Consider the following 19437-nt stretch of genomic DNA (forward strand, 5'->3'; position numbering starts at 1 on the left):
GCATGGTCGTAGAGATCACACCCGGTCACAATCCCCTTCGCGATCCCGAGGATCGCCGACTCAATCGCATCGCCGGGCCCAGTGCCCTGGTGATCTTCGGCGTGACGGGTGACCTGTCGCGCAAGAAGCTCATGCCTGCGGTGTACGACCTCGCCAACCGCGGCCTGCTCCCGCCCGGCTTCGCGCTCGTGGGCTTCGCCCGTCGTGACTGGGAGGACCAGGACTTCGCCAAGGTCGTCCACGAGTCGGTCAAGCAGTACGCGCGCACCGAGTTCCGCGAGGAGACGTGGCAGGAGCTGTTGGAAGGCATCCGCTTCGTCCAGGGCGAGTTCGACGATCCCGAGGCGTTCGCGCGCCTGCGGGAGACGGTCGACAAGCTCGACGTCGAGCGCGGAACCATGGGCAACCACGCGTACTACCTGTCGATCCCGCCGAAGGCCTTCCCGCTGGTCACGACCCAGCTCAAGGCCTCGGGGCTCGTCGGCGAGACCGCCGACGACACCACCGGCTGGCGGCGCGTCGTCATCGAGAAGCCGTTCGGTCACGACCTCGCCTCGGCGCGCGAGCTGAACGAGGTCGTCGAGAGCGCGTTCCCGGCCGACTCGATCTTCCGCATCGACCACTACCTCGGCAAGGAGACGGTGCAGAACATCCTCGCGCTGCGCTTCGCGAACGAGCTGTACGAGCCGATCTGGAACCGCAACTACGTCGACCACGTGCAGATCACGATGGCCGAGGACATCGGTGTCGGCGGTCGCGCCGGCTACTACGACGGTATCGGCGCGGCACGCGATGTCATCCAGAACCACCTCCTCCAGCTGCTCGCGCTCACCGCGATGGAAGAGCCGATCAGCTTCAACGCCGCCGACCTGCGTGCCGAGAAGGAGAAGGTCCTCGCGGCGGTGCGCCTGCCCGAGAACCTCGCCGAGGCGACCGCGCGCGGTCAGTACGCCGGTGGGTGGCAGGGCGGCGAGAAGGTGCTCGGCTTCCTTGAGGAAGACGGCATGAACCCCGAGTCGGTCACCGAGACCTACGCCGCGGTGAAGCTCGAGATCAACACGCGCCGGTGGTCGGGCGTGCCGTTCTACGTCCGCAGCGGCAAGCGTCTCGGACGCCGCGTCACCGAGGTGGCCGTGGTGTTCAAGCGCGCCCCGCAGCAGCTGTTCTCGCGCAGCCAGACGCAGGAGCTGGGGCAGAACGCCCTGGTCATCCGCGTGCAGCCCGACGAGGGCGTGACGATCCGCTTCGGCTCCAAGGTCCCCGGCGACGGCACGCAGGTGCGCGACGTGACGATGGACTTCGGTTACGGCCACGCCTTCACCGAGGCGAGCCCCGAGGCGTACGAACGACTCATCCTCGACGTCCTGCTCGGCGACCCGCCGCTCTTCCCGCGGCACGAAGAGGTCGAACTCAGCTGGAAGATCCTCGACCCGATCGAGGAGTTCTGGGCCGCCCAGGGCGGACCGCTCGAACAGTACTCTCCCGGGTCGTGGGGGCCGGCATCCGCCGACGAACTCCTCGCCCGCGATGGCCGCACCTGGAGGCGTCCGTGATCATCGACCTGCCCGACACCACCGTCAGCGCGATCTCGAAGAAGCTCGTCAGCGTCCGCGAGGAGGGCGGCGCCGTCGCCCTCGGGCGCGTGCTCACCCTCATCATCGTGACGCACCACGGCGCCGAGGAAGAGGTCATCGAAGCCGCCAACGACGCGTCGCGCGAGCACCCGATGCGCGTGATCGCCGTCCTGTTCGGCGATGACGACGAGGAGCCCCGCCTCGACGCCGAGATCCGCGTCGGCGGCGACGCCGGCGCGAGCGAGGTCGTGGTGCTCCGCGCCCACGGCGCGGCCGCCTCGAACGCCGAGAGCCTCGTGACGGGCCTCCTCCTCCCCGACGCTCCCGTCGTGGCGTGGTGGCCCGCGGAGGCTCCCACCGACCCCTCGCTGTCGGAGATCGGCCGTATCGCGCAGCGTCGCATCACCGACGCCAAGTCGCAGCCCGACCCCACCTCGTGGGTCGCGCACCTCGGCGAGCACTACGCCCCGGGCGACACCGACTTCGCGTGGACCCGCGTCACGCGCTGGCGCGAGCAGCTCGCGGCCGTGCTCGACCAGCCGCCCTACGAGCCGGTCACCTCGATCGAGGTCTCGGGTTCGAGCGACTCCCCGTCGACGGCGCTGCTCGCGGCCTGGCTCGGCCTCAAGCTCGAAGCTCCCGTGACCTACACCTACCTCCCCGAGGAGGAGTGGGCCGGCGGCATCAAGTCGGTGCGCCTCAGCCGCGCGAGCGGCGACACGCTGCTGGAGCGTCCGACGCCGGGCGTCGCGGTCCTCACGCAGCCGGGACAGCCGACGCACGAGCTCGACTTCCCGCGGCGCACCCTGCGCGAATGCCTCGCCGAGGAACTGCGGCGGCTCGACCCGGACGTGCTGTACGGGCGCGTCCTGACGCAGTGCACCGAGCTGCTGCACACCCTCGACGACCAGAGCGCCCGATGACCGAGAACGGCTCGATCAAACAGGTCATCATCAAGAAGGATGCCGACACCCTCGCCGACTACGTCGCGACGCGGTTCGTCAACCGCATCGTGAAGCGCGTCGCCGAGGGCAAGCGCATGCACGTGTGCCTGACCGGCGGAACGATGGGTGGCGCGGTCCTGCGCTCGGCCGCCCGTGACCCGCGCATCGCCGAGATCGACTGGTCGCTGGTGCACTTCTGGTTCGGCGACGAGCGCTTCGTTGCGCGCGACTCGGACGACCGCAACGAGAAGCAGGCACGCGTCGCGTTCCTCGACGGTCTGGACATCCCGGCCGAGAACATCCACGCCGCCGCGTCCACGGACGACGGTCTCGACCTGGATGCCGCGGCGATCGCGTACGCGGACGAGCTGGCGCAGTTCGCGCCCTCCGACCGCAGCGAGACGGGCCCGTGGCCGGCGTTCGACATCTGCTTCCTGGGCGTCGGCCCCGACGCGCACATCGCCTCGCTGTTCCCCGACCGGCCCGAGATCTCGGTGACCGACCGGGCCACGGTGCCGGTGCGCGACTCCCCCAAGCCGCCGCCGGAGCGTATCTCGCTCACCCGCCCGGTCATCAACTCGTCGAAGCGCGTGTGGATGGTCATCGCGGGGGCCGACAAGGCCGCCGCCCTGGGCCTCGCCCTCGCGGGCGCGAGCTACCAGAGCGTCCCGGCCGCCGGCGCGAAGGGCCGTCGGCGCACGGCGTTCTTCGTCGACGTGGCCGCGGCCGACCAGGTTCCGCCGCAGCTCATCGACCGCGAGTACTGAGCACGCACATACGAGAAGAGACCGGATGCCATGGCATCCGGTCTCTTCTCGTATCAGGGCTTACTGACCCCGGCGTTCGCGCAGCTGCTGGAGCGCGTCGTCGAGGAGCGACGCCGCTTCCTCGTCGGTGCGACGCTCCTTCACGTAGGCGAGGTGCGTCTTGTACGGCTCGGTCTTCGCGAGGGCCGGCGGGTTGTTCTTGTCGCGTCCGGCGGGAAGGCCGGAGTGCGGGGAGTCGATCGTCTCGGGGATCTCGTCGTCGGGGATGCCCGCCGCGAAATACCGGACGGTCTCGTTGCCGAGCGCGTCCCAGTACGAGACCGCGACGCGATCGGCGTGGAAACCGTGATCCTGTTCGCCCATCGGGCCCGCGCCGACGCGCGTGCCGCGGATGGCGTTGCCGCCAGTGGCCATGTCAGAGCTCCGCGAACTTGGTGAGGAGACCGAGACCGACGATGGTGATGAACCACACCAGCGCCAGCACGATCGTGAATCGGTTGAGGTTGCGTTCGGCCAGGCCCGACGAGCCCAGTGCCGAGCTCATGCCGCCGCCGAACATGTCGGACAGACCGCCACCGCGTCCTTTGTGGAGCAGGATGAGCAGGGTCAGCAGGAGGCTGGTCACGCCCAGGAGAACCTGCAGGACGAACTCGAGAATCTGCACTGTCGAAAGCCTTTCGCGGCGGTCGGAACCGACCGCACAAGCGTCAAGTATACGGGGAGCCGGAGCGGACACACGGATGCCCGCGGCACGGGGCCGCGGGCATCCGGGGAGGTCAGACTCCGACGTGCTTCTGGTAGCGGATGATGGCCGCGAACTCGTCGACGACGAGGCTCGCGCCACCCACCAGGGCACCGTCCACGTCGGGCTCGCGCATGAAGCCGGCGATGTTGCCCGACTTCACCGACCCGCCGTAGAGGATGCGCGTGCGCGCGGCGGCGTCGGCACCGAGCTTGTCGGCCACGACGGCGCGGAGCTTCGCCGCGACCTCCTGCGCCTGGTCGGGCGTCGCCGCTTGGCCCGAGCCGATGGCCCAGACCGGCTCGTACGCCACGACGATGTCGGCATCGGATGCCACGCCCTCGAGCGCGACCTCGAGCTGACCCACGGGCACGGCGCTGGCGCCGAACTTCTCGAGGTCTTCCGAGGTCTCGCCCACGCAGATCACGGGCACCAGACCGTGGCGGAGCGCCGCCTGGGTCTTGGCCGCGATGATCTCGTCGGTCTCGTGGTGGAACTGCCGACGCTCGGAGTGCCCGATGATGACGTACTTCGCATCGAGCTTCGCGAGGAACTGCCCCGAGATCTCGCCGGTGTACGCACCCGAGTCGTGCGCGGACAGGTCCTGCCCGCCGAGCGCGAACGCGATCTTGTCGGCGTCGAGGAGCGTCTGCACGGTGCGCAGGTCGGTGAACGGCGGGAAGACCGCCACCTCGACGCTGCCGTTCTCGTGCTTGGCTTCCTTCAGCGTCCAGTGCAGCTTCTGGACGAACGCGACCGCCTGCAGGTGGTCGAGGTTCATCTTCCAGTTGCCGGCGATGAGGGGGGTTCTGGTCACACCCATCCGAGGACCTCCAGTCCGGGGAGCTTCTTGCCTTCGAGGAACTCCAGGCTGGCACCGCCACCGGTGGAGATGTGACCGAACTGGTCATCGGCGAAGCCGAGCTGACGCACGGCCGCGGCCGAGTCGCCCCCGCCGACGACGCTCAGGCCGTCGACCTCGGTCAGCGCCTTCGCGACGGTCTTGGTGCCCGCGGCGAACGCGGCCATCTCGAACACGCCCATCGGGCCGTTCCAGAACACCGTGCGGGAGTCGCGGATCGCCTCGGCGAACAGGTCCGCCGTGCGGGGACCGATGTCGAGGCCCAGCCCCGAGGCACCGAACGGGGTGTCCTCGAGTGCCACGGCATCCGCCACCACGTGCTCGGCGTCGGCCGAGAAGGACGCCGCGACGACGGCATCCACGGGGAGGACGATCTCGACGCCGCGCTCCTTCGCCGTGGCGAGGTAGCCCTTCACCGTGTCGATCTGGTCCTGCTCGAGCAGGCTCGAACCGACCTTGTTGCCCTCGGCCGCGAGGAACGTGAACATCATCCCGCCGCCCACGAGCAGCTTGTCGACGCGCGGCAGCAGGTGCTCGATGACGCCGAGCTTGTCGCTGACCTTCGAGCCGCCGAGCACGACCGTGTACGGGCGCTCGGGGTTCTCCGTCAGGCGGTCGAGGACCTCGAGCTCCTTCTGGATGAGCAGACCCGCCGCGGACGGCACGATCTGCGCGAGGTCGTAGACGCTGGCCTGCTTGCGGTGCACGACGCCGAAGCCGTCCGACACGAGCGCATCGCCGAGATCGGCGAGCTCACGCGCGAACGCCTGGCGCTCGGCCTCATCCTTCGAGGTCTCCCCCGGATTGAAGCGGAGGTTCTCGATGACGGCGACGTCCCCGTCCTCGAGCGAGGCGACGGCCTCGCGCGCGGACTCGCCGACCGTGTCGCGCGCGAACGCGACCGGCTGGCCGAGGAGCTCGGACAGGCGCTGCGCGACCGGCTCGAGCGAGTACTTCGGGTCGGGCGACCCGTCGGGGCGCCCCAGGTGCGAGCAGACGACGACGCGAGCGCCGGCGTTGATCAGGGCGTTGAGGGTCGGCAGCGACGCGCGCACGCGGCCATCGTCCGTGATGACGCCGTCCTTGAGGGGGACGTTCAGGTCACAACGGACGATGACGCGCGTGCCGGCCAGCGACCCCAGCGATTCGAGGGTGCGCAGAGCCATGGAGGGTCAGAGACGCTCGGCGACGTACTCGGTCAGGTCGACGAGGCGGTTGGAGTAACCCCACTCGTTGTCGTACCAGGACGAGACCTTGACGAGGTTGCCGGACACGTTGGTCAGCTCGGCGTCGAAGATCGAGGAGTGCGGGTTGCCCTGGATGTCGCTCGAGACGATCGGGTCCTCGGTGTAGGCGAGGTAGCCCGCGAGACGGCCCTCGGCCGCAGCCTTCTTGTAGACCTCGTTGACCTGGTCGACCGTGAGGCCCTCGGTGGGCGTGACGATCGTGAGGTCGACGATCGAGCCGGTGGGGACCGGCACGCGGTACGACGAGCCGCTGAGCTTGCCGTTCAGCTCGGGCAGAACCAGGCCGATGGCCTTGGCGGCACCGGTCGAGGCGGGCACGATGTTGATCGCGGCACCACGCGCACGACGGAGGTCGCTGTGCGGACCGTCCTGCAGGTTCTGGTCGGCCGTGTAGGCGTGAGCGGTCATCATGAAGCCGCGCTCGATGCCGAAGGCGTCGTTGAACACCTTCGCCAGCGGGGCGAGGCAGTTCGTGGTGCACGACGCGTTCGAGATGATGACGTCGGTCTCGGGGTTGTAGGTCTCTTCGTTCACGCCCATGACGATGGTCGCGTCGTCACCCGTGGCGGGCGCCGAGATGAGGACCTTCTTCGCGCCGCCGGCGACGTGCTTCTTGGCATCCTCGGCCTTGGTGAAACGGCCGGTCGACTCGATGACGATGTCGACGCCGAGCTCGCCCCAGGGGAGGTTGGCGGGGTCGCGCTCTTCGAAGACCTTGATGGTCTTGCCGCCGACGGTGATGGAGTCTTCGGTGTACGAGACCTCTTCGGCCAGTACGCCTCCGACGGAGTCGTACTTGAGGAGGTGGGCCAGGGTCTTGTTGTCGGTGAGGTCGTTCACCGCCACGATTTCCAGGTCAGCACCCTGCGCGAGAGCCGCGCGGAGGTAGTTGCGTCCGATTCGGCCGAAGCCGTTGATTCCGATCTTGACGGTCACGGAATATCTCCTGAATCAGTTGTGCGCGAGATGCGCGTGATTGCGGTGTTCGCTGGCGGACAACGGCGTCCCGACGGGGTGTCCCGTCGGGACGCCCACGCCGTTTACGACAGTACCAGCAGACCCGCGGTCTTCTCACGGGCGGCCGCGAAGCGCTCCTGCGCATCGGCCCAGTTGGCGATGTTCCAGAACGCCTTCACGTAGTCGGCACGGACGTTCTTGTAGTCGAGGTAGTACGCGTGCTCCCACACGTCGAGGAGCAGCAGCGGAACCGTGCCGGCCACGATCTGGCCCTGCTGGTCGAAGAACTGCTGGATGACGAGGTTCTCACCGATCGAGTCCCAGAACAGACCCGCCCAGCCGGAGCCCTGGACGCCCAGAGCGGCCGCGGTGAACTGGCCGCGGAACGCGTCGAACGAACCGAACTGGTCGTCGATGGCGGCCTCGAGGTCGCCGGTCGGCTTGTCGCCGCCGTTGGGCGAGAGGTTCGTCCAGAAGATCGAGTGGTTGGTGTGACCGCCCAGGTTGAACGCGAGGTCCTTCTGGAGGCGGTTGATGTTCGCGAAATCGCCCTTCTCGCGCGCCTCGGCGAGGAGGTCGAGCGTGGTGTTCGCGCCGTTGACGTACGTCTGGTGGTGCTTGCTGTGGTGCAGCTCCATGATGGTCGCGCTGATGTGCGGCTCCAGCGCGGCGTAGTCGTAGGGCAGTTCGGGCAGCGTGTACTTCGCCATGTTCTCTACTTCCGAATCGGCGCTGCACCGAAGCCTCGGCGCAGCGAGGGTGACGTCTTCATCCTAGTGAGGAGCAACGCAGCGACGACGGGGTTGCTTCCCCGAATGACGCGGAGTATCCGCCCCGGCGCGTCGCCAGCGGCCGTGGCGCAGAAACGGAGAACGGATGCCAGGTCTCCGGCATCCGTTCGTGTGCAGCGCGTGAGTCAGTCGTCGGCGCCGACGGGCACCGCGGCCTCGGTGCCGGGGATGCCCCCGGCCTCGGCCTTCTTGTCGGCCATCGCGAGCAGGCGACGGATGCGACCGGCCACCGCGTCCTTGGTGAGGGGCGGGTCGGCGTGGTGCCCGAGCTCGTCGAGGCTCGCGTCGCGGTGCGCCAGGCGCAGCTCGCCGGCCTGCTGCAGGTGCGCCGGCACCTCGTCGCCGAGGATCTCGAGCGCGCGCTCCACGCGGGCGCACGCCGCGACCGCCGCCTGGGCGGACCGGCGGAGGTTGGCGTCGTCGAAGTTGACGAGGCGGTTCACGCCGGCGCGCACCTCGCGGCGCTGACGCATCTGGTCCCACTCCCCCGCCGTGCGGCGGGCGCCCATCTCGAACAGGGCGCTACGGATCGCCTCGCCGTCGCGCACGACGACACGGGGAACACCGCGCACCTCGCGCGCCTTGGCCGGGATGCCGATGCGGTGGCCCGCGCCCACGAGCGCCATGGCCGCCTCGGACGACGGGCACGCGATCTCGAGGGCCGCGGAACGGCCCGGGTCGCTGAGCGAACCGCTGGCGAGGAACGCGCCGCGCCAGACGGCGCTGAGGTCGGGGCGCGATCCGGTCGTGAGCTTGTTGGGGAGGCCGCGCACGGGGCGGCGGCGCTGGTCGAGCAGACCGGTCTGGCGCGCGAGCGTCTCGCCCGCCTCGATGACCCGGACGGCGAACTGGCCGCCCGTGCGGCTGCCGGAGCCCTGCACGTGGTGCAGCTCGGGGCGCACGCCGTAGAGCTCCATCAGGTCGCGGGCCACGCGGCGGGCCAGGATGTCGGAGTCGAGCTCGGCCTCGACGGCCACACGGTTGGCGATCGAGTGCAGGCCGCCGGAGAAGCGGAGGATCGCCGTGAGCTCGGCGACACGCGCCGTCGGACGCGGGTCGCGTACGGTGATCAGCTCGGCCTTCACGTCGGCGGTCAGCGGCACGGTTCTCCTCGGTTCAGGACGATGGGGCAACGCTCGCCAGCAGCACGGGTGAGGCTGCAGAGGCGGCGGGGACGAGGGTACAGCCTACTCGCGGCCGAGGTCACGGTGAGTCACTCTCACCGCGACGCCGGGCAGCTCGCCGATGCGGGCCGCGAGCTCGCGGACCATCACGACGGACCGGTGCTTGCCGCCGGTGCAGCCGATCGCGACGACCGAATGCCGCTTGTTCTCGCGCTCGTAGCCCGCCAGCACGGGGCGCAGGACCGCGGAGTAGGCGTCGAGGAACTCCCGCGCGCCCTCCTGGGCGAGGACGTACTCGCGCACCGCCGGATCCTCGCCGGTGAGGGGGCGGAGCTCCTCGTTCCAGAACGGGTTCGGCAGGAACCGCATGTCGGCGACGAGGTCGACGTCGGTGGGCAGACCGTACTTGAACCCGAAGCTCATGAGCGTCACCGTGTGCCGTGCCGCGCCCTCCTCGCCGAACAGTTCGACGGTGCGGAGGGACAGCTGGTGCACGTTGTACGCCGACGTGTCTATGACGACGTCGGCCGTCTCCCGGATGGGCGTCAGACGTTCCCGCTCCCGCCGGATGCCGTCGAGGATCGTGCCGTCGCCCTGCAGCGGATGCGGTCGCCGCACGGCCTCGAACCGGCGCACGAGCACCGCGTCCGAGGCATCCAGGAACACCACGCGCACCTGACCGTCGGCCTGCAGCGCGCGCATCGCCTCGGGGAGGTCGCCGAAGAGCGAACGCCCGCGGACGTCGACGACGACGGCCACGCGGGGCACCGCGCCCGCGGCGCGCTCGGTCAGATCGAGCAGCGGACGCAGCATCCGCGGCGGGAGGTTGTCGACGACGTACCAGTCGAGGTCCTCCAGGGCGTTGGCGACCGTGGAACGACCCGCGCCCGACATTCCCGTGACGATGAGGATCTCGCCGGGCGTGTCCGGTCCCGCCTGCATGATGCGCCCTTTCGTCGGGTTCCCAGCCTACCGAGACAGCCGCGCGTGAATGGCCTCGGCGAGGGTCGGTCCGATCCCCGGCAGCTCCATGATCTCCTCGGGCGAGGCGTTCTTCAACGCGGTGACGGAACCGAAGTGCCGCAACAGCGCCTTGATGCGGGCGTCGCCCAGCCCGGGCACCTCGGTGAGCACGCTGGAGATGTCGCGCTTGCGGCGCTTGCGCTGGTGCGTGATCGCGAAACGGTGCGCCTCGTCGCGCAGGCGCTGCAGCAGGTAGAGCGCCTCGGACGTGCGCGGAAGGATCACGGGATAGTCCTCCCCCGGCAGCCACACCTCCTCGAGCCGCTTGGCGATGCCGCACAGCGCGATCTCCTCGTGGCCCGCGTCCGCGAGGGCGCGCGCAGCGGCCGCGACCTGCGGCTGCCCGCCGTCGACCACGAGCAGCTGGGGCCGGTAGGCGAACCGCGGGCGTTTGCGCGTCGTGACGACCTCGCCGTCGGCGGTCGCCTCGGGGCTCTCGGCATCCGCGACGATCGCTCCGCCGAGAGTCTCGCGCTCGTCGTCCTCGGGGCGGTCGACGTACGCCAGCCGCCGAGTGAGCACCTGGTACAGCGAGTCGGTGTCGTCCGTCGTCTCGGCGACGCCGAACGAGCGGTACTGGTCCTTGCGCGGCAGACCGTCCTCGAACACGACCATGGATGCCACGACGTTGGTGCCCGCGAGGTGCGAGACGTCGTAGCACTCGATGCGCAGGGGCGCCTCCGCCAACCCCAGGGCCTCCTGGAGGTCGGTGAGCGCCTGCGAGCGGGCGACGTAGTCGCTGGTTCGGCGCGTCTTGTGGAGCATGAGCGCCTGCTGCGCGTTGAGCGTCGCAGTCTTGAGCAGGTCGGCCTTGGGTCCGCGCTGCGCGACCTGCAACGACACCGGGCGGCCGCGCCGATCGCGGAGCCACGCCTCGAGCTGTTCCGCGTCGTCCGGCAGCTCGGGCACGAGCACCTGCCGCGGGATGTCGGCGGCCGTGGCGTCGCCGTACGTGCGCTGCAGCACCTGGTCGACGAGGTCGGCGCCGGAGATGTCGATCTCCTTCTCGATCGTGGTCGCGCGCACACCGCGGACGCGGCCGCCGCGGACGACGAAGTGCTGCACGGTCGCCGCGAGCTCGTCCTCGGCGATACCGAAGAGATCGGCATCCGTGTCGGCAGGCAGGACGAGCGCGCTCTTGCCGAGCACCGCGTCGATGGCCTGCAGCTTGTCGCGGTAGCGGGCCGCGGCCTCGTAGTCCATGGCGGCCGAAGCCTCCATCATGCGAGCCGTGAGCGCCTTGGTGAACCTCTGGTCGCCACCGGACATGAAGGCCACGAAGTCGTCGACGATCGCGCGGTGCTCCTCGATCGTCACCTTCATCGAGCACGGTCCGCCGCAGCGCCCGATCTGCCCCGGAAAGCACGGCCGGCCCGACTGCATCGCCTTCTTGTACGACGAGTCGCTGCACGTGCGGATCGGGAAGACCTTGATCATCAGGTCGATCGTGTCGTGGACGGCCCACACCTTCGGGTACGGCCCGAAGTACTTGGCTCCGCGGATCTTGGGGTTGCGCGTGACGATCACCCGCGGTGCCTCATCGGCGAGGGTGATCGCCATGAACGGGTACGACTTGTCGTCGCGGTACCGGACGTTGAAGGGCGGATCGAACTCCTTGATCCACATGTACTCGAGCTGCAGCGAGTCGACGTCGCTCGGTACGACGGTCCACTCCACCGACGCCGCGGTCGTGACCATGCGCCGCGTGCGCTCGTGCAGCGAGTACAGCGGCGCGAAGTAGTTCGACAGCCGCGCCCTGAGGTTCTTCGCCTTGCCGACGTAGAGCACGCGCCCCTCAGCATCCCGGAAGCGGTAGACCCCCGGGTTGGTGGGGATCTCCCCCGCTTTCGGACGGTAGGGCAGCTGCGACACCCGTTCCCGGGATGCCACGGCTCAGGCCCCCGCGCGGGCCAGTTCCGGCTCGCGCTCGGCGGTGTTGCGCTGCGTGCCGGTGCGACCCGTCTCGAGGAGTTCGGCCAGGAACGCGCCGGTGTGGCTTTCGGGGACCGTCGCCACCTGCTCGGGCGTCCCGGTCGCGACGATCGTCCCGCCGCCGGCACCGCCCTCGGGGCCGAGGTCGATGACCCAGTCCGAGCTCTTGATCACGTCGAGGTTGTGCTCGATGACGATCACGGTGTTGCCCTTGTCGACCAGGCCGTTCAGCACCTTGAGCAGCAGCGAGACGTCCTCGAAGTGCAGACCCGTCGTCGGCTCGTCGAGCACGTAGATCGAGCGGCCGTTGCTGCGACGCTGGAGCTCGGTCGCGAGCTTGACGCGCTGCGCCTCGCCGCCCGAGAGCGTTGTCGCGGACTGCCCCAGACGCACGTACCCGAGGCCCACGTCGACGAGGGTTTTGAGGTACCGGTGGATCGCCTGGATCGGCTCGAAGAACTCCGCGGCCTCCGAGATCGGCATCTCGAGCACCTCGGCGATGTTCTTGCCCTTGTAGTGCACGGACAGCGTGTCGCGGTTGTACCGCTTGCCGTGGCACACCTCGCAGTCGACGTACACGTCGGGCAGGAAGTTCATCTCGATCTTGAGCGTGCCGTCGCCCGAGCACGCCTCGCAGCGACCGCCCTTGACGTTGAAGCTGAAGCGCCCGGCCTGGTAGCCGCGCACCTTCGCCTCGGGCGTCTCGCTGAACAGCGTGCGGATGCGGTCGAACACACCGGTGTAGGTCGCCGGGTTCGAGCGCGGGGTGCGGCCGATCGGCGCCTGGTCGACGTGCACGACCTTGTCGAGGTTGTCGAGGCCCGTGACGCGCGTGTGCTTGCCGGGCACGCGGCGCGCACCGTTGAGCTTCGAGGCGAGGACTTCGTACAGGATGCCGTTGACCAGCGTCGACTTGCCCGAACCGCTCACCCCGGTCACGGAGGTCAGCACGCCGAGCGGGAAGTCCACGGTCACGTTCTGCAGGTTGTTCTCGCGGGCACCGACGACGGTGATCTGGCGCTTCTTGTCGATCTTGCGGCGCTTCTTCGGCGCCTCGATCGACCGGCGCCCCGACAGGTACGCACCCGTCAGCGAGCGGTCGTCGTCGAGGAGTTCGGCGAGCGGTCCCGAGTGCACGACGTTGCCGCCGTCGACGCCGGCGCGCGGGCCGATGTCGACGACCCAGTCGGCCGCGTGGATGGTCTCTTCGTCGTGCTCGACAACGATGAGCGTGTTGCCGAGGTCGCGGAGCGTCTCGAGCGTCTGGATCAGGCGGCGGTTGTCGCGCTGGTGCAGGCCGATCGACGGCTCGTCGAGAACGTAGAGCACACCGGTCAGCCCGGACCCGATCTGCGTCGCCAGGCGGATGCGCTGCGCCTCGCCGCCCGAGAGCGTGCCGGCGGCGCGGCCGAGGCTGAGGTAGTTGAGTCCGACCTGCAGCAGGAAGTCGAGGCGCGCACGGATCTCGCGGAGCACCGCGGCGGCGATCGTCGCCTCTCGCTCGGTGAGCGTGAGCTTCGAGAAGAACTCCCGCGCGTCGGACAGGCTCATGCGGGATGCCGCGGCGATCGAGGTGCCGTCGACCAGCACCGCGAGCACCTCGGGCTTGAGCCGGTCGCCGTCGCAGACCGCACAGGGAACTTCACGCAGGTACTCCGACCAGCGCTGCCGCTGCGCGTCGGACTCGGCCTGCAGGTACTGCCGCTCGATGTAGGGCACGACGCCCTCGAAGCCCGAGGAGTACCGCATCTCACGCCCGTAGCGGTTCTTCCACTTGACGGTGACCTTGTAGTTCTCGCCGCGCAGGACGGCGTTCTGCACGTCGGTCGACAGCTCGCGCCACGGGGTGTCGAGCGAGAAGTCGAGGTCGCGCGCGAGTCCTTCGAGCAGGCGCTCGTAGTACTGGAACAGGCCCTTGCCCTGCGTGGTCCACGGCAGGATCGCGCCGTCGCGGATCGACAGCTCCTCGTCGCCGAGCATCAGGTCGACGTCGACGGACATGCGGGTGCCGAGGCCCGAGCACACGGGGCAGGCACCGAAAGGCGCGTTGAACGAGAACGTGCGCGGCTCGATCTCGGTGAGCTGGAGCGGGTGGCCGTTGGGGCATGCGAGCTTCTCGGAGAACGACTGCCAGGCGGCATCCCCCTCCTCATCGACGAAGTTCACCTGCATGATGCCGCCGGCGAGTCCGAGCGCGGTCTCGACGGAGTCGGTGACGCGGCTCAGGATGTCTCCGGATGCCACGAGTCGGTCGACGACGACCGCGATGTCGTGCTTGTAGCTCTTCTTCAGTGTCGGCGGCTCGGCGAGCTGCACGAGCTCACCGTCGACCACGGCGCGCGCGTAACCCTTGGCGCTGAGCTCCTTGAAGAGGTCGACGAATTCGCCCTTCTTCTGCGTCACGACCGGCGCCACGATCTGGTACCGCGTGCGATCGGGGAGCTCCATGAGCTGGTCGGCGATCTGCTGCACCGTCTGGCGCTGGATCCGGGCTCCGCAGTCGGGGCAGTGCGGCACGCCGATGCGTGCCCACAGCAGACGCATGTAGTCGTGGATCTCGGTGATCGTGCCGACCGTCGACCGCGGGTTGCGGTTCGTCGACTTCTGGTCGATCGACACCGCGGGGCTCAGTCCCTCGATGAAATCGACGTCGGGACGGTCGACCTGGCCGAGGAACTGGCGGGCGTACGCGCTCAGCGATTCGACGTACCGACGCTGCCCTTCGGCGAAGATCGTGTCGAACGCGAGGCTCGACTTTCCCGACCCCGAGAGGCCTGTGAACACCACGAGCGAGTCGCGCGGAATGTCGAGGTCGACGTTCTTCAGATTGTGGACGCGGGCACCGCGAACACTGAGCTTTCCGCTGGTGTTTCCGGGAGACGAGACAGGAACGATGGGCACCCGTCAAGTCTAGGTTGCCCCTCCGACATCGGCCCCGGGTTCGCCCCCGGCGCACGGATGTGCGAGAGTGCGCGGCCCCGCGCCGCGCGGTCGCAGCCTCACTCGGCGGGATCGAAGCGCCCCGCGAACGGCGCCAGTCCGTCGCGCAGCGCGACGAGCGCGGTCTCGTCGACACCGACGCGCGCCATGATCTGCGCGGGCACCTCGAGGGCGCGTTCGCGCAGCGCGCGCCCCTCGGCGGTGAGGTCGATGTCGAGGACCCGCTCGTCGTCCGCGCGCCGCGTGCGCTGCACGCGCCCCTGGGCCTCGAGACGTTTGACCAGCGGCGAGAGCGTCGCCGGCTCCATGGCCAGCTCGGCCGCGAGCCCGCCGAGCGACCGCGGCGCGTTTTCCCACAGAGCGAGCATCACGAGGTACTGCGGGTGGGTCAGACCGAGCGGCTCGAGCAAGGGTCGGTAGATCGACACGATGTTGCGGGCCGCCGTGACCAGGGCGAAGCAGACCTGGTTCTCCAACCGCAACGGATCGTCCACGCGCCCGCCTCCTCTATTAGTTAGTACACTAATAATCATGGCACAAAAGGATGCCGACCGACCCCCGCTGCGCACACGCGTCCGGGCCGCCGGCGGGTGGTACCAGTACATCAACACGCGACTCATCCGCCTCGCCGGGCCGGCGTCGGTCGGCCCCTACGAGACGACGCCCGAGCCGGTGCGCACCGTGCGACCGTGCCCGCTGTGCGGGCACCCTATGTCGGAGCACAGCGTCGACCGTTCCGGACCGAAGCCGCTGCTGCACTGCCCCTGAGACGAGGCCCGAGGCTGGAGCACCCGAGGCCTGCACGCGGCCGAGGCCCCCGAACGGCATCAGGGCCGCCCGTCAGGCAAGCTGCGGCCGCCCGTCGGCATCCAGAGGCCAACCGGGGTTGACCGCGACCTCCCACGGATGGCCGTCCGGATCCACGAACACCCCCGAGTAGCCGCCCCACGGGGTCGGTGCGCCCGAGCGCCCCAGCGTCGCGCCGGCCGCCACCGCGTCGGCGAGGATGCTGTCGACCTCGCGCGGCGTGCGGACGTTGTGCGCGAGCGTGACACCACCCCACCCGCCACCGTCGGAGACCGCCGAGTCGGCGGCGAGCTTCTCGCGGCCCCACAGCGCGACGACCATGCCGCCGACGTCGAAGAACGCGACCTCGCCGTCGACCGAATCGGCGTGCCGACGCCAACCGAGACGCTCGTAGAACCGCAGCGACCGCTCCAGGTCCGCCACTCCGAGCGTGATCAGCGAGACTCTCTGGTCCATCGGACTCCCCCGCTCAGGCGTGGCCGGCGCGCTCCATCGCCCGGAGTTCCTTCTTGAGGTCCTGAACCTCGTCGCGCAGGCGGCCCGCGAGCTCGAACTTCAACTCGCTCGCCGCCGCCAGCATCTGCTGCGTGAGGTCGGCGATCGTGGACTCCAGCTGATCGGCGCCTTCGGCCGCGATCCCGGTCCGTCGCAGCTGCGGCGTGGGCGACTTGCCCTTGCCTGCCTTGTCGTTGCGGGAGAGCAGGCTCCGGGTGTCGGAGGCCTCGCGCGCGAGCACCTCGGTGATGTCCGCGATCTTCTTGCGGAGCGGCTGCGGGTCGATGCCGTTCGCCTTGTTGTAGGCGATCTGCTTCTCCCGGCGCCGCTCGGTCTCTTCGATGGCGTTCTGCATCGAGTCGGTCATCTTGTCGGCGTACATGTGCACCTCGCCCGACACGTTGCGGGCGGCACGACCGATCGTCTGGATGAGAGACGTTCCGCTGCGCAGGAACCCCTCCTTGTCGGCATCCAGGATCGCGACGAGCGACACCTCGGGAAGGTCGAGACCTTCGCGCAGGAGGTTGATGCCGACGAGGACGTCGTACACCCCCGCGCGCAGCTCGGTGAGCAGCTCGACGCGGCGGAGAGTATCGACGTCGGAGTGGAGGTACCGCACGCGGACCCCGTGCTCACCGAGGAAGTCGGTGAGCTCCTCCGCCATCTTCTTGGTGAGGGTGGTGACCAGCACGCGCTCGTCGCGCTCGACGCGCAGACGGATCTGCTCGAGCAGGTCGTCGATCTGTCCCTTCGAGGGCTTCACCACGATCTCGGGGTCGACCAGGCCGGTCGGGCGGATGATCTGCTCGACCACACCGTCGGCGATGCCCATCTCGTAGCGCCCGGGGGTCGCCGACAGGTACACCGTCTGACCGATGCGGTTCTTGAACTCGTCCCAGCGCAGCGGGCGGTTGTCCATCGCGCTCGGGAGCCGGAAGCCGTGCTCGACGAGCGTGCGCTTGCGCGAGGCGTCGCCCTCGTACATCGCGCCGATCTGCGGCACCGTCACGTGCGACTCGTCGATGACGAGGAGGAAGTCGTCGGGGAAGAAGTCGAGCAAGGTGTGGGGTGGGTCGCCGGCGTTGCGCCCGTCGAGGTGGCGCGAGTAGTTCTCGATGCCCGAGCAGAATCCGAGCTGCTGCAGCATCTCGAGGTCGAACGTCGTGCGCATCCGGAGCCGCTGCGCCTCGAGCAGCTTGTTCTGCGACTCCAGTTCCTTCAGCCGCTCGCCCAGCTCGTGCTCGATCGTGCCGATCGCGCGCTGCACCGTATCGGTCCCGGCGACGTAGTGCGAGGCGGGGAAGATCGGCACGGAGTCCATCTTCTGGACGACATCGCCCGTCAGGGGATGCAGCATGTACAGCGCTTCGATCTCGTCGCCGAACATCTCGATGCGGATCGCGTACTCCTCGTACACCGGGATGATCTCGATCGTGTCGCCGCGGACGCGGAAGTTGCCGCGCGAGAAGTCGACGTCGTTGCGGTTGTACTGCATCGCGATGAACTTGCGGATGAGGGCGTCGCGGTCGTACCGCTCCCCGACCTGCAGCGCGACCATGGCGCGCAGGTACTCCTCGGGCGCACCGAGGCCGTAGATGCACGACACCGTCGACACCACGACGACGTCGCGACGCGACAGCAGCGAGTTGGTCGTGGAGTGCCGCAGCCGCTCGACCTCCGCGTTGATCGACGAGTCCTTCTCGATGAAGGTGTCCGTCTGCGGGACGTACGCCTCGGGCTGGTAGTAGTCGTAGTACGAGACGAAGTACTCGACCGCGTTGTTCGGCATCAGCTCGCGGAACTCGTTCGCCAGCTGCGCCGCGAGGGTCTTGTTGTGCGCGAGCACCAGGGTGGGCCGCTGCACGGCCTCCACGAGCCACGCCGTCGTCGCGGACTTGCCGGTACCGGTGGCGCCGAGCAGCACGACGTCGGTTTCACCGGCGTTGATGCGCGCGGCCAGATCGGCGATCGCCTGCGGCTGATCGCCGGACGGGGAGTATTCGCTGACGACCTCGAAGGGGCGGACGGAACGCGTGGCCTGCATGATTCCAGCGTAGGCGGGGCCTCCGACATCGGGGTCGTCGGGCGTTCGCCGTGCGCGAGCGCAGGCGTGCGCGAGCGCGGCCGGGACGTCAGCGCCCGGCGATCCGCCCCCACAGTTCGTCGACCTGCCGACGGGTGTCGTCCAGATCGCCGGTCGTGTCGATCACGACGTCGGCGAGCGCGAGTCGTTCGTCGTCACTGGCCTGCGAGGCGATGCGGGCGCGCGCGTCGGCTTCCGACAGCCCCCGCTGCGCGACGAGTCGCTGCACGCGCTGCTCCGCAGGGGCGTGCGCCACGACGACCAGGTCCCACTCCCCCGTTCCGCGCGCCTCGGCGAGCAGCGGCACGTCGTACACGACGACGGCCTGCGGGTCACCGGCCAGCGCGTCCCGGAACCGCCGCTGCGATTCCTCGCGCACCGCCGGGTGGACGAGGGCGTTGAGCGCGGCGAGCCGCTCGGGATGACCGAACACCCGCGCCCCGAGCGCCGGCCGGTCGAGCGTGCCGTCCGGCCGCACGACGTCCGACCCGAATTCGTCGACGATCGCCGCGAGCACCGGCGAGCCGGGCGACTGCACGTCGTGCACGATCGCGTCGGCATCGACCACCACCGCCCCGTGTTCGGCGAGCATCCGCGAGATCGTGGACTTGCCCGACGCGATTCCGCCGGTCAGCGCGAGGAGGGTCACCCCTCGAGGATGCCACAGCCACCCCGTCCGCGGACCCGGATCGCGCGGGGTGGACTACGCTTTCCCCGGGCGACATTCGCGCCTCCCGACAGGTTGGCGGAGTGTCATCATGCCGAATCCGAACGTCGTGGTCGTCATCGAGGACGACGTCGATATCCGCTCCCTGATCACCGCGGTCCTCGAGCCGGTGGGCTTCGTCGTCCACACGGCGGTCGACGGCCTCTCCGGGATCGAGACCGTCCGACGCAGCAACCCCCTGGTGACGACGCTCGACGTGAGCATGCCGGGGCTGGACGGTTTCGAAACGGCCCGCCGCATCCGCGAGTTCAGCGACACCCGCATCCTGATGGTGAGCGCCCGAGTGGATGCCACCGAGGAGCGCCTCGCCCGCGAGGCCGGTGCCGACGACTACTTGACGAAGCCGTTCCGCCCCCGCGAGTTGCGGGCGCGCGTGCAGGCGCTCGCCGCGGGGTCCTCCGACTCACCCCTCATCGACTGAC

The 19437-nt window shown here is 69.4% G+C and carries 19 protein-coding genes; 5 read left to right on the forward strand and 14 right to left on the reverse strand.

Annotation, left to right across the window (positions count from 1 at the left end):
- Nucleotides 1–2: 2 nt before the first annotated feature.
- The 3 genes from zwf to pgl are packed head-to-tail and all read left to right on the forward strand — an operon-like array spanning nucleotide 3 to nucleotide 3285.
- Nucleotides 3–1553, forward strand: a complete 1551-nt coding sequence (gene zwf, locus RKD05_RS16340; RefSeq protein ID WP_063257889.1) for a glucose-6-phosphate dehydrogenase — start codon at nucleotides 3–5, stop codon at nucleotides 1551–1553.
- Complete coding sequence (locus RKD05_RS16345; RefSeq protein WP_424711422.1) at nucleotides 1550–2497, forward strand: glucose-6-phosphate dehydrogenase assembly protein OpcA; 948 nt, start codon at nucleotides 1550–1552, stop codon at nucleotides 2495–2497. Before zwf ends, RKD05_RS16345 begins: the two co-directional genes overlap by 4 nt.
- Nucleotides 2494–3285 carry a 6-phosphogluconolactonase gene (gene pgl, locus RKD05_RS16350; RefSeq protein WP_424711424.1) on the forward strand — a complete coding sequence of 264 codons (792 nt, stop codon included), beginning with the start codon at nucleotides 2494–2496 and terminating at the stop codon, nucleotides 3283–3285. The genes RKD05_RS16345 and pgl overlap by 4 nt, the downstream gene beginning before the upstream one ends.
- 60 nt (nucleotides 3286–3345) lie before the next feature.
- On the opposite strand, the gene RKD05_RS16355 is transcribed toward pgl, so the two are convergent.
- The 11 genes from RKD05_RS16355 to RKD05_RS16405 all read right to left on the reverse strand — a co-directional run bounded on the left by RKD05_RS16355 (nucleotide 3346) and on the right by RKD05_RS16405 (nucleotide 15436).
- Nucleotides 3346–3699, reverse strand: coding sequence for an RNA polymerase-binding protein RbpA (locus RKD05_RS16355; protein ID WP_063257886.1), 354 nt, complete (start codon nucleotides 3697–3699; stop codon nucleotides 3346–3348).
- Between the two features lies 1 nt (nucleotide 3700).
- Nucleotides 3701–3949 (reverse strand): preprotein translocase subunit SecG, encoded by a 249-nt coding sequence (gene secG, locus RKD05_RS16360; RefSeq protein ID WP_063257885.1) that lies wholly within the window; start codon nucleotides 3947–3949, stop codon nucleotides 3701–3703.
- A gap of 112 nt (nucleotides 3950–4061) precedes the next feature.
- Nucleotides 4062–4850, reverse strand: a complete 789-nt coding sequence (tpiA, locus tag RKD05_RS16365) for a triose-phosphate isomerase (protein ID WP_424711426.1) — start codon at nucleotides 4848–4850, stop codon at nucleotides 4062–4064.
- Nucleotides 4841–6055, reverse strand: coding sequence for a phosphoglycerate kinase (locus RKD05_RS16370; protein WP_424711427.1), 1215 nt, complete (start codon nucleotides 6053–6055; stop codon nucleotides 4841–4843). The genes tpiA and RKD05_RS16370 overlap by 10 nt, the downstream gene beginning before the upstream one ends.
- Nucleotides 6056–6061: 6 nt before the next feature.
- Nucleotides 6062–7072 (reverse strand): type I glyceraldehyde-3-phosphate dehydrogenase, encoded by a 1011-nt coding sequence (gap, locus tag RKD05_RS16375; RefSeq protein WP_063257882.1) that lies wholly within the window; start codon nucleotides 7070–7072, stop codon nucleotides 6062–6064.
- Nucleotides 7073–7176: 104 nt separating this feature from the next.
- Entirely contained in the window at nucleotides 7177–7803 is a 627-nt protein-coding gene (locus RKD05_RS16380; RefSeq protein ID WP_063257881.1) for a superoxide dismutase, read from the reverse strand.
- 206 nt (nucleotides 7804–8009) lie between these two features.
- The gene (gene whiA, locus RKD05_RS16385) at nucleotides 8010–8987 is read right to left on the reverse strand and encodes a DNA-binding protein WhiA (RefSeq protein ID WP_424711428.1); all 978 of its coding nucleotides are present in this window, start codon (nucleotides 8985–8987) and stop codon (nucleotides 8010–8012) included.
- Between the two features lie 84 nt (nucleotides 8988–9071).
- Nucleotides 9072–9950, reverse strand: a complete 879-nt coding sequence (rapZ, locus tag RKD05_RS16390) for an RNase adapter RapZ (RefSeq protein WP_022880299.1) — start codon at nucleotides 9948–9950, stop codon at nucleotides 9072–9074.
- 27 nt (nucleotides 9951–9977) lie between these two features.
- Entirely contained in the window at nucleotides 9978–11921 is a 1944-nt protein-coding gene (uvrC, locus tag RKD05_RS16395) for an excinuclease ABC subunit UvrC (protein ID WP_022880300.1), read from the reverse strand.
- Between the two features lie 3 nt (nucleotides 11922–11924).
- Entirely contained in the window at nucleotides 11925–14864 is a 2940-nt protein-coding gene (gene uvrA, locus RKD05_RS16400; protein ID WP_424711429.1) for an excinuclease ABC subunit UvrA, read from the reverse strand.
- Nucleotides 14865–14962: 98 nt separating this feature from the next.
- Entirely contained in the window at nucleotides 14963–15436 is a 474-nt protein-coding gene (locus tag RKD05_RS16405) for a MarR family winged helix-turn-helix transcriptional regulator (RefSeq protein ID WP_424711431.1), read from the reverse strand.
- On the opposite strand from RKD05_RS16405, the gene RKD05_RS16410 reads away from it, so the two are divergent.
- Nucleotides 15435–15671: a hypothetical protein gene (locus RKD05_RS16410; RefSeq protein ID WP_082822910.1), complete on the forward strand. Its 237-nt coding sequence runs from the start codon at nucleotides 15435–15437 to the stop codon at nucleotides 15669–15671. The genes RKD05_RS16405 and RKD05_RS16410 overlap by 2 nt on opposite strands.
- A 72-nt stretch (nucleotides 15672–15743) precedes the next feature.
- Here RKD05_RS16410 and RKD05_RS16415 read toward each other — a convergent pair whose 3' ends face one another.
- From RKD05_RS16415 to coaE, 3 genes are all read right to left on the reverse strand, one after another.
- Nucleotides 15744–16166: a VOC family protein gene (locus RKD05_RS16415; protein ID WP_424711432.1), complete on the reverse strand. Its 423-nt coding sequence runs from the start codon at nucleotides 16164–16166 to the stop codon at nucleotides 15744–15746.
- Nucleotides 16167–16179: 13 nt separating this feature from the next.
- The gene (gene uvrB / locus RKD05_RS16420) at nucleotides 16180–18249 is read right to left on the reverse strand and encodes an excinuclease ABC subunit UvrB (protein ID WP_424711434.1); all 2070 of its coding nucleotides are present in this window, start codon (nucleotides 18247–18249) and stop codon (nucleotides 16180–16182) included.
- A gap of 88 nt (nucleotides 18250–18337) precedes the next feature.
- Nucleotides 18338–18937 carry a dephospho-CoA kinase gene (gene coaE / locus RKD05_RS16425; RefSeq protein WP_424711436.1) on the reverse strand — a complete coding sequence of 200 codons (600 nt, stop codon included), beginning with the start codon at nucleotides 18935–18937 and terminating at the stop codon, nucleotides 18338–18340.
- A gap of 109 nt (nucleotides 18938–19046) precedes the next feature.
- On the opposite strand from coaE, the gene RKD05_RS16430 reads away from it, so the two are divergent.
- Nucleotides 19047–19436 (forward strand): response regulator transcription factor, encoded by a 390-nt coding sequence (locus RKD05_RS16430; RefSeq protein ID WP_424711438.1) that lies wholly within the window; start codon nucleotides 19047–19049, stop codon nucleotides 19434–19436.
- Nucleotide 19437: the final 1 nt, after the last annotated feature.

Source organism: Microbacterium sp. SLBN-111 (assembly GCF_049739645.1).
In the GTDB taxonomy this organism is placed as follows: domain Bacteria; phylum Actinomycetota; class Actinomycetes; order Actinomycetales; family Microbacteriaceae; genus Microbacterium.

Bases quoted from the DNA above. Each gene is read 5' to 3' on its own strand.
- RKD05_RS16410 (WP_082822910.1), top strand. From the start codon at position 15,435: ATGGCACAAAAGGATGCCGACCGACCCCCGCTGCGCACACGCGTCCGG.
- RKD05_RS16370 (WP_424711427.1), bottom strand. From the start codon at position 6,055: ATGGCTCTGCGCACCCTCGAATCGCTGGGGTCGCTGGCCGGCACGCGC.
- RKD05_RS16355 (WP_063257886.1), bottom strand. From the start codon at position 3,699: ATGGCCACTGGCGGCAACGCCATCCGCGGCACGCGCGTCGGCGCGGGC.
- pgl (WP_424711424.1), top strand. From the start codon at position 2,494: ATGACCGAGAACGGCTCGATCAAACAGGTCATCATCAAGAAGGATGCC.
- tpiA (WP_424711426.1), bottom strand. From the start codon at position 4,850: ATGGGTGTGACCAGAACCCCCCTCATCGCCGGCAACTGGAAGATGAAC.
- RKD05_RS16405 (WP_424711431.1), bottom strand. From the start codon at position 15,436: ATGATTATTAGTGTACTAACTAATAGAGGAGGCGGGCGCGTGGACGAT.
- RKD05_RS16380 (WP_063257881.1), bottom strand. From the start codon at position 7,803: ATGGCGAAGTACACGCTGCCCGAACTGCCCTACGACTACGCCGCGCTG.
- uvrB (WP_424711434.1), bottom strand. From the start codon at position 18,249: ATGCAGGCCACGCGTTCCGTCCGCCCCTTCGAGGTCGTCAGCGAATAC.
- RKD05_RS16415 (WP_424711432.1), bottom strand. From the start codon at position 16,166: ATGGACCAGAGAGTCTCGCTGATCACGCTCGGAGTGGCGGACCTGGAG.
- RKD05_RS16430 (WP_424711438.1), top strand. From the start codon at position 19,047: ATGCCGAATCCGAACGTCGTGGTCGTCATCGAGGACGACGTCGATATC.
- zwf (WP_063257889.1), top strand. From the start codon at position 3: ATGGTCGTAGAGATCACACCCGGTCACAATCCCCTTCGCGATCCCGAG.
- rapZ (WP_022880299.1), bottom strand. From the start codon at position 9,950: ATGCAGGCGGGACCGGACACGCCCGGCGAGATCCTCATCGTCACGGGA.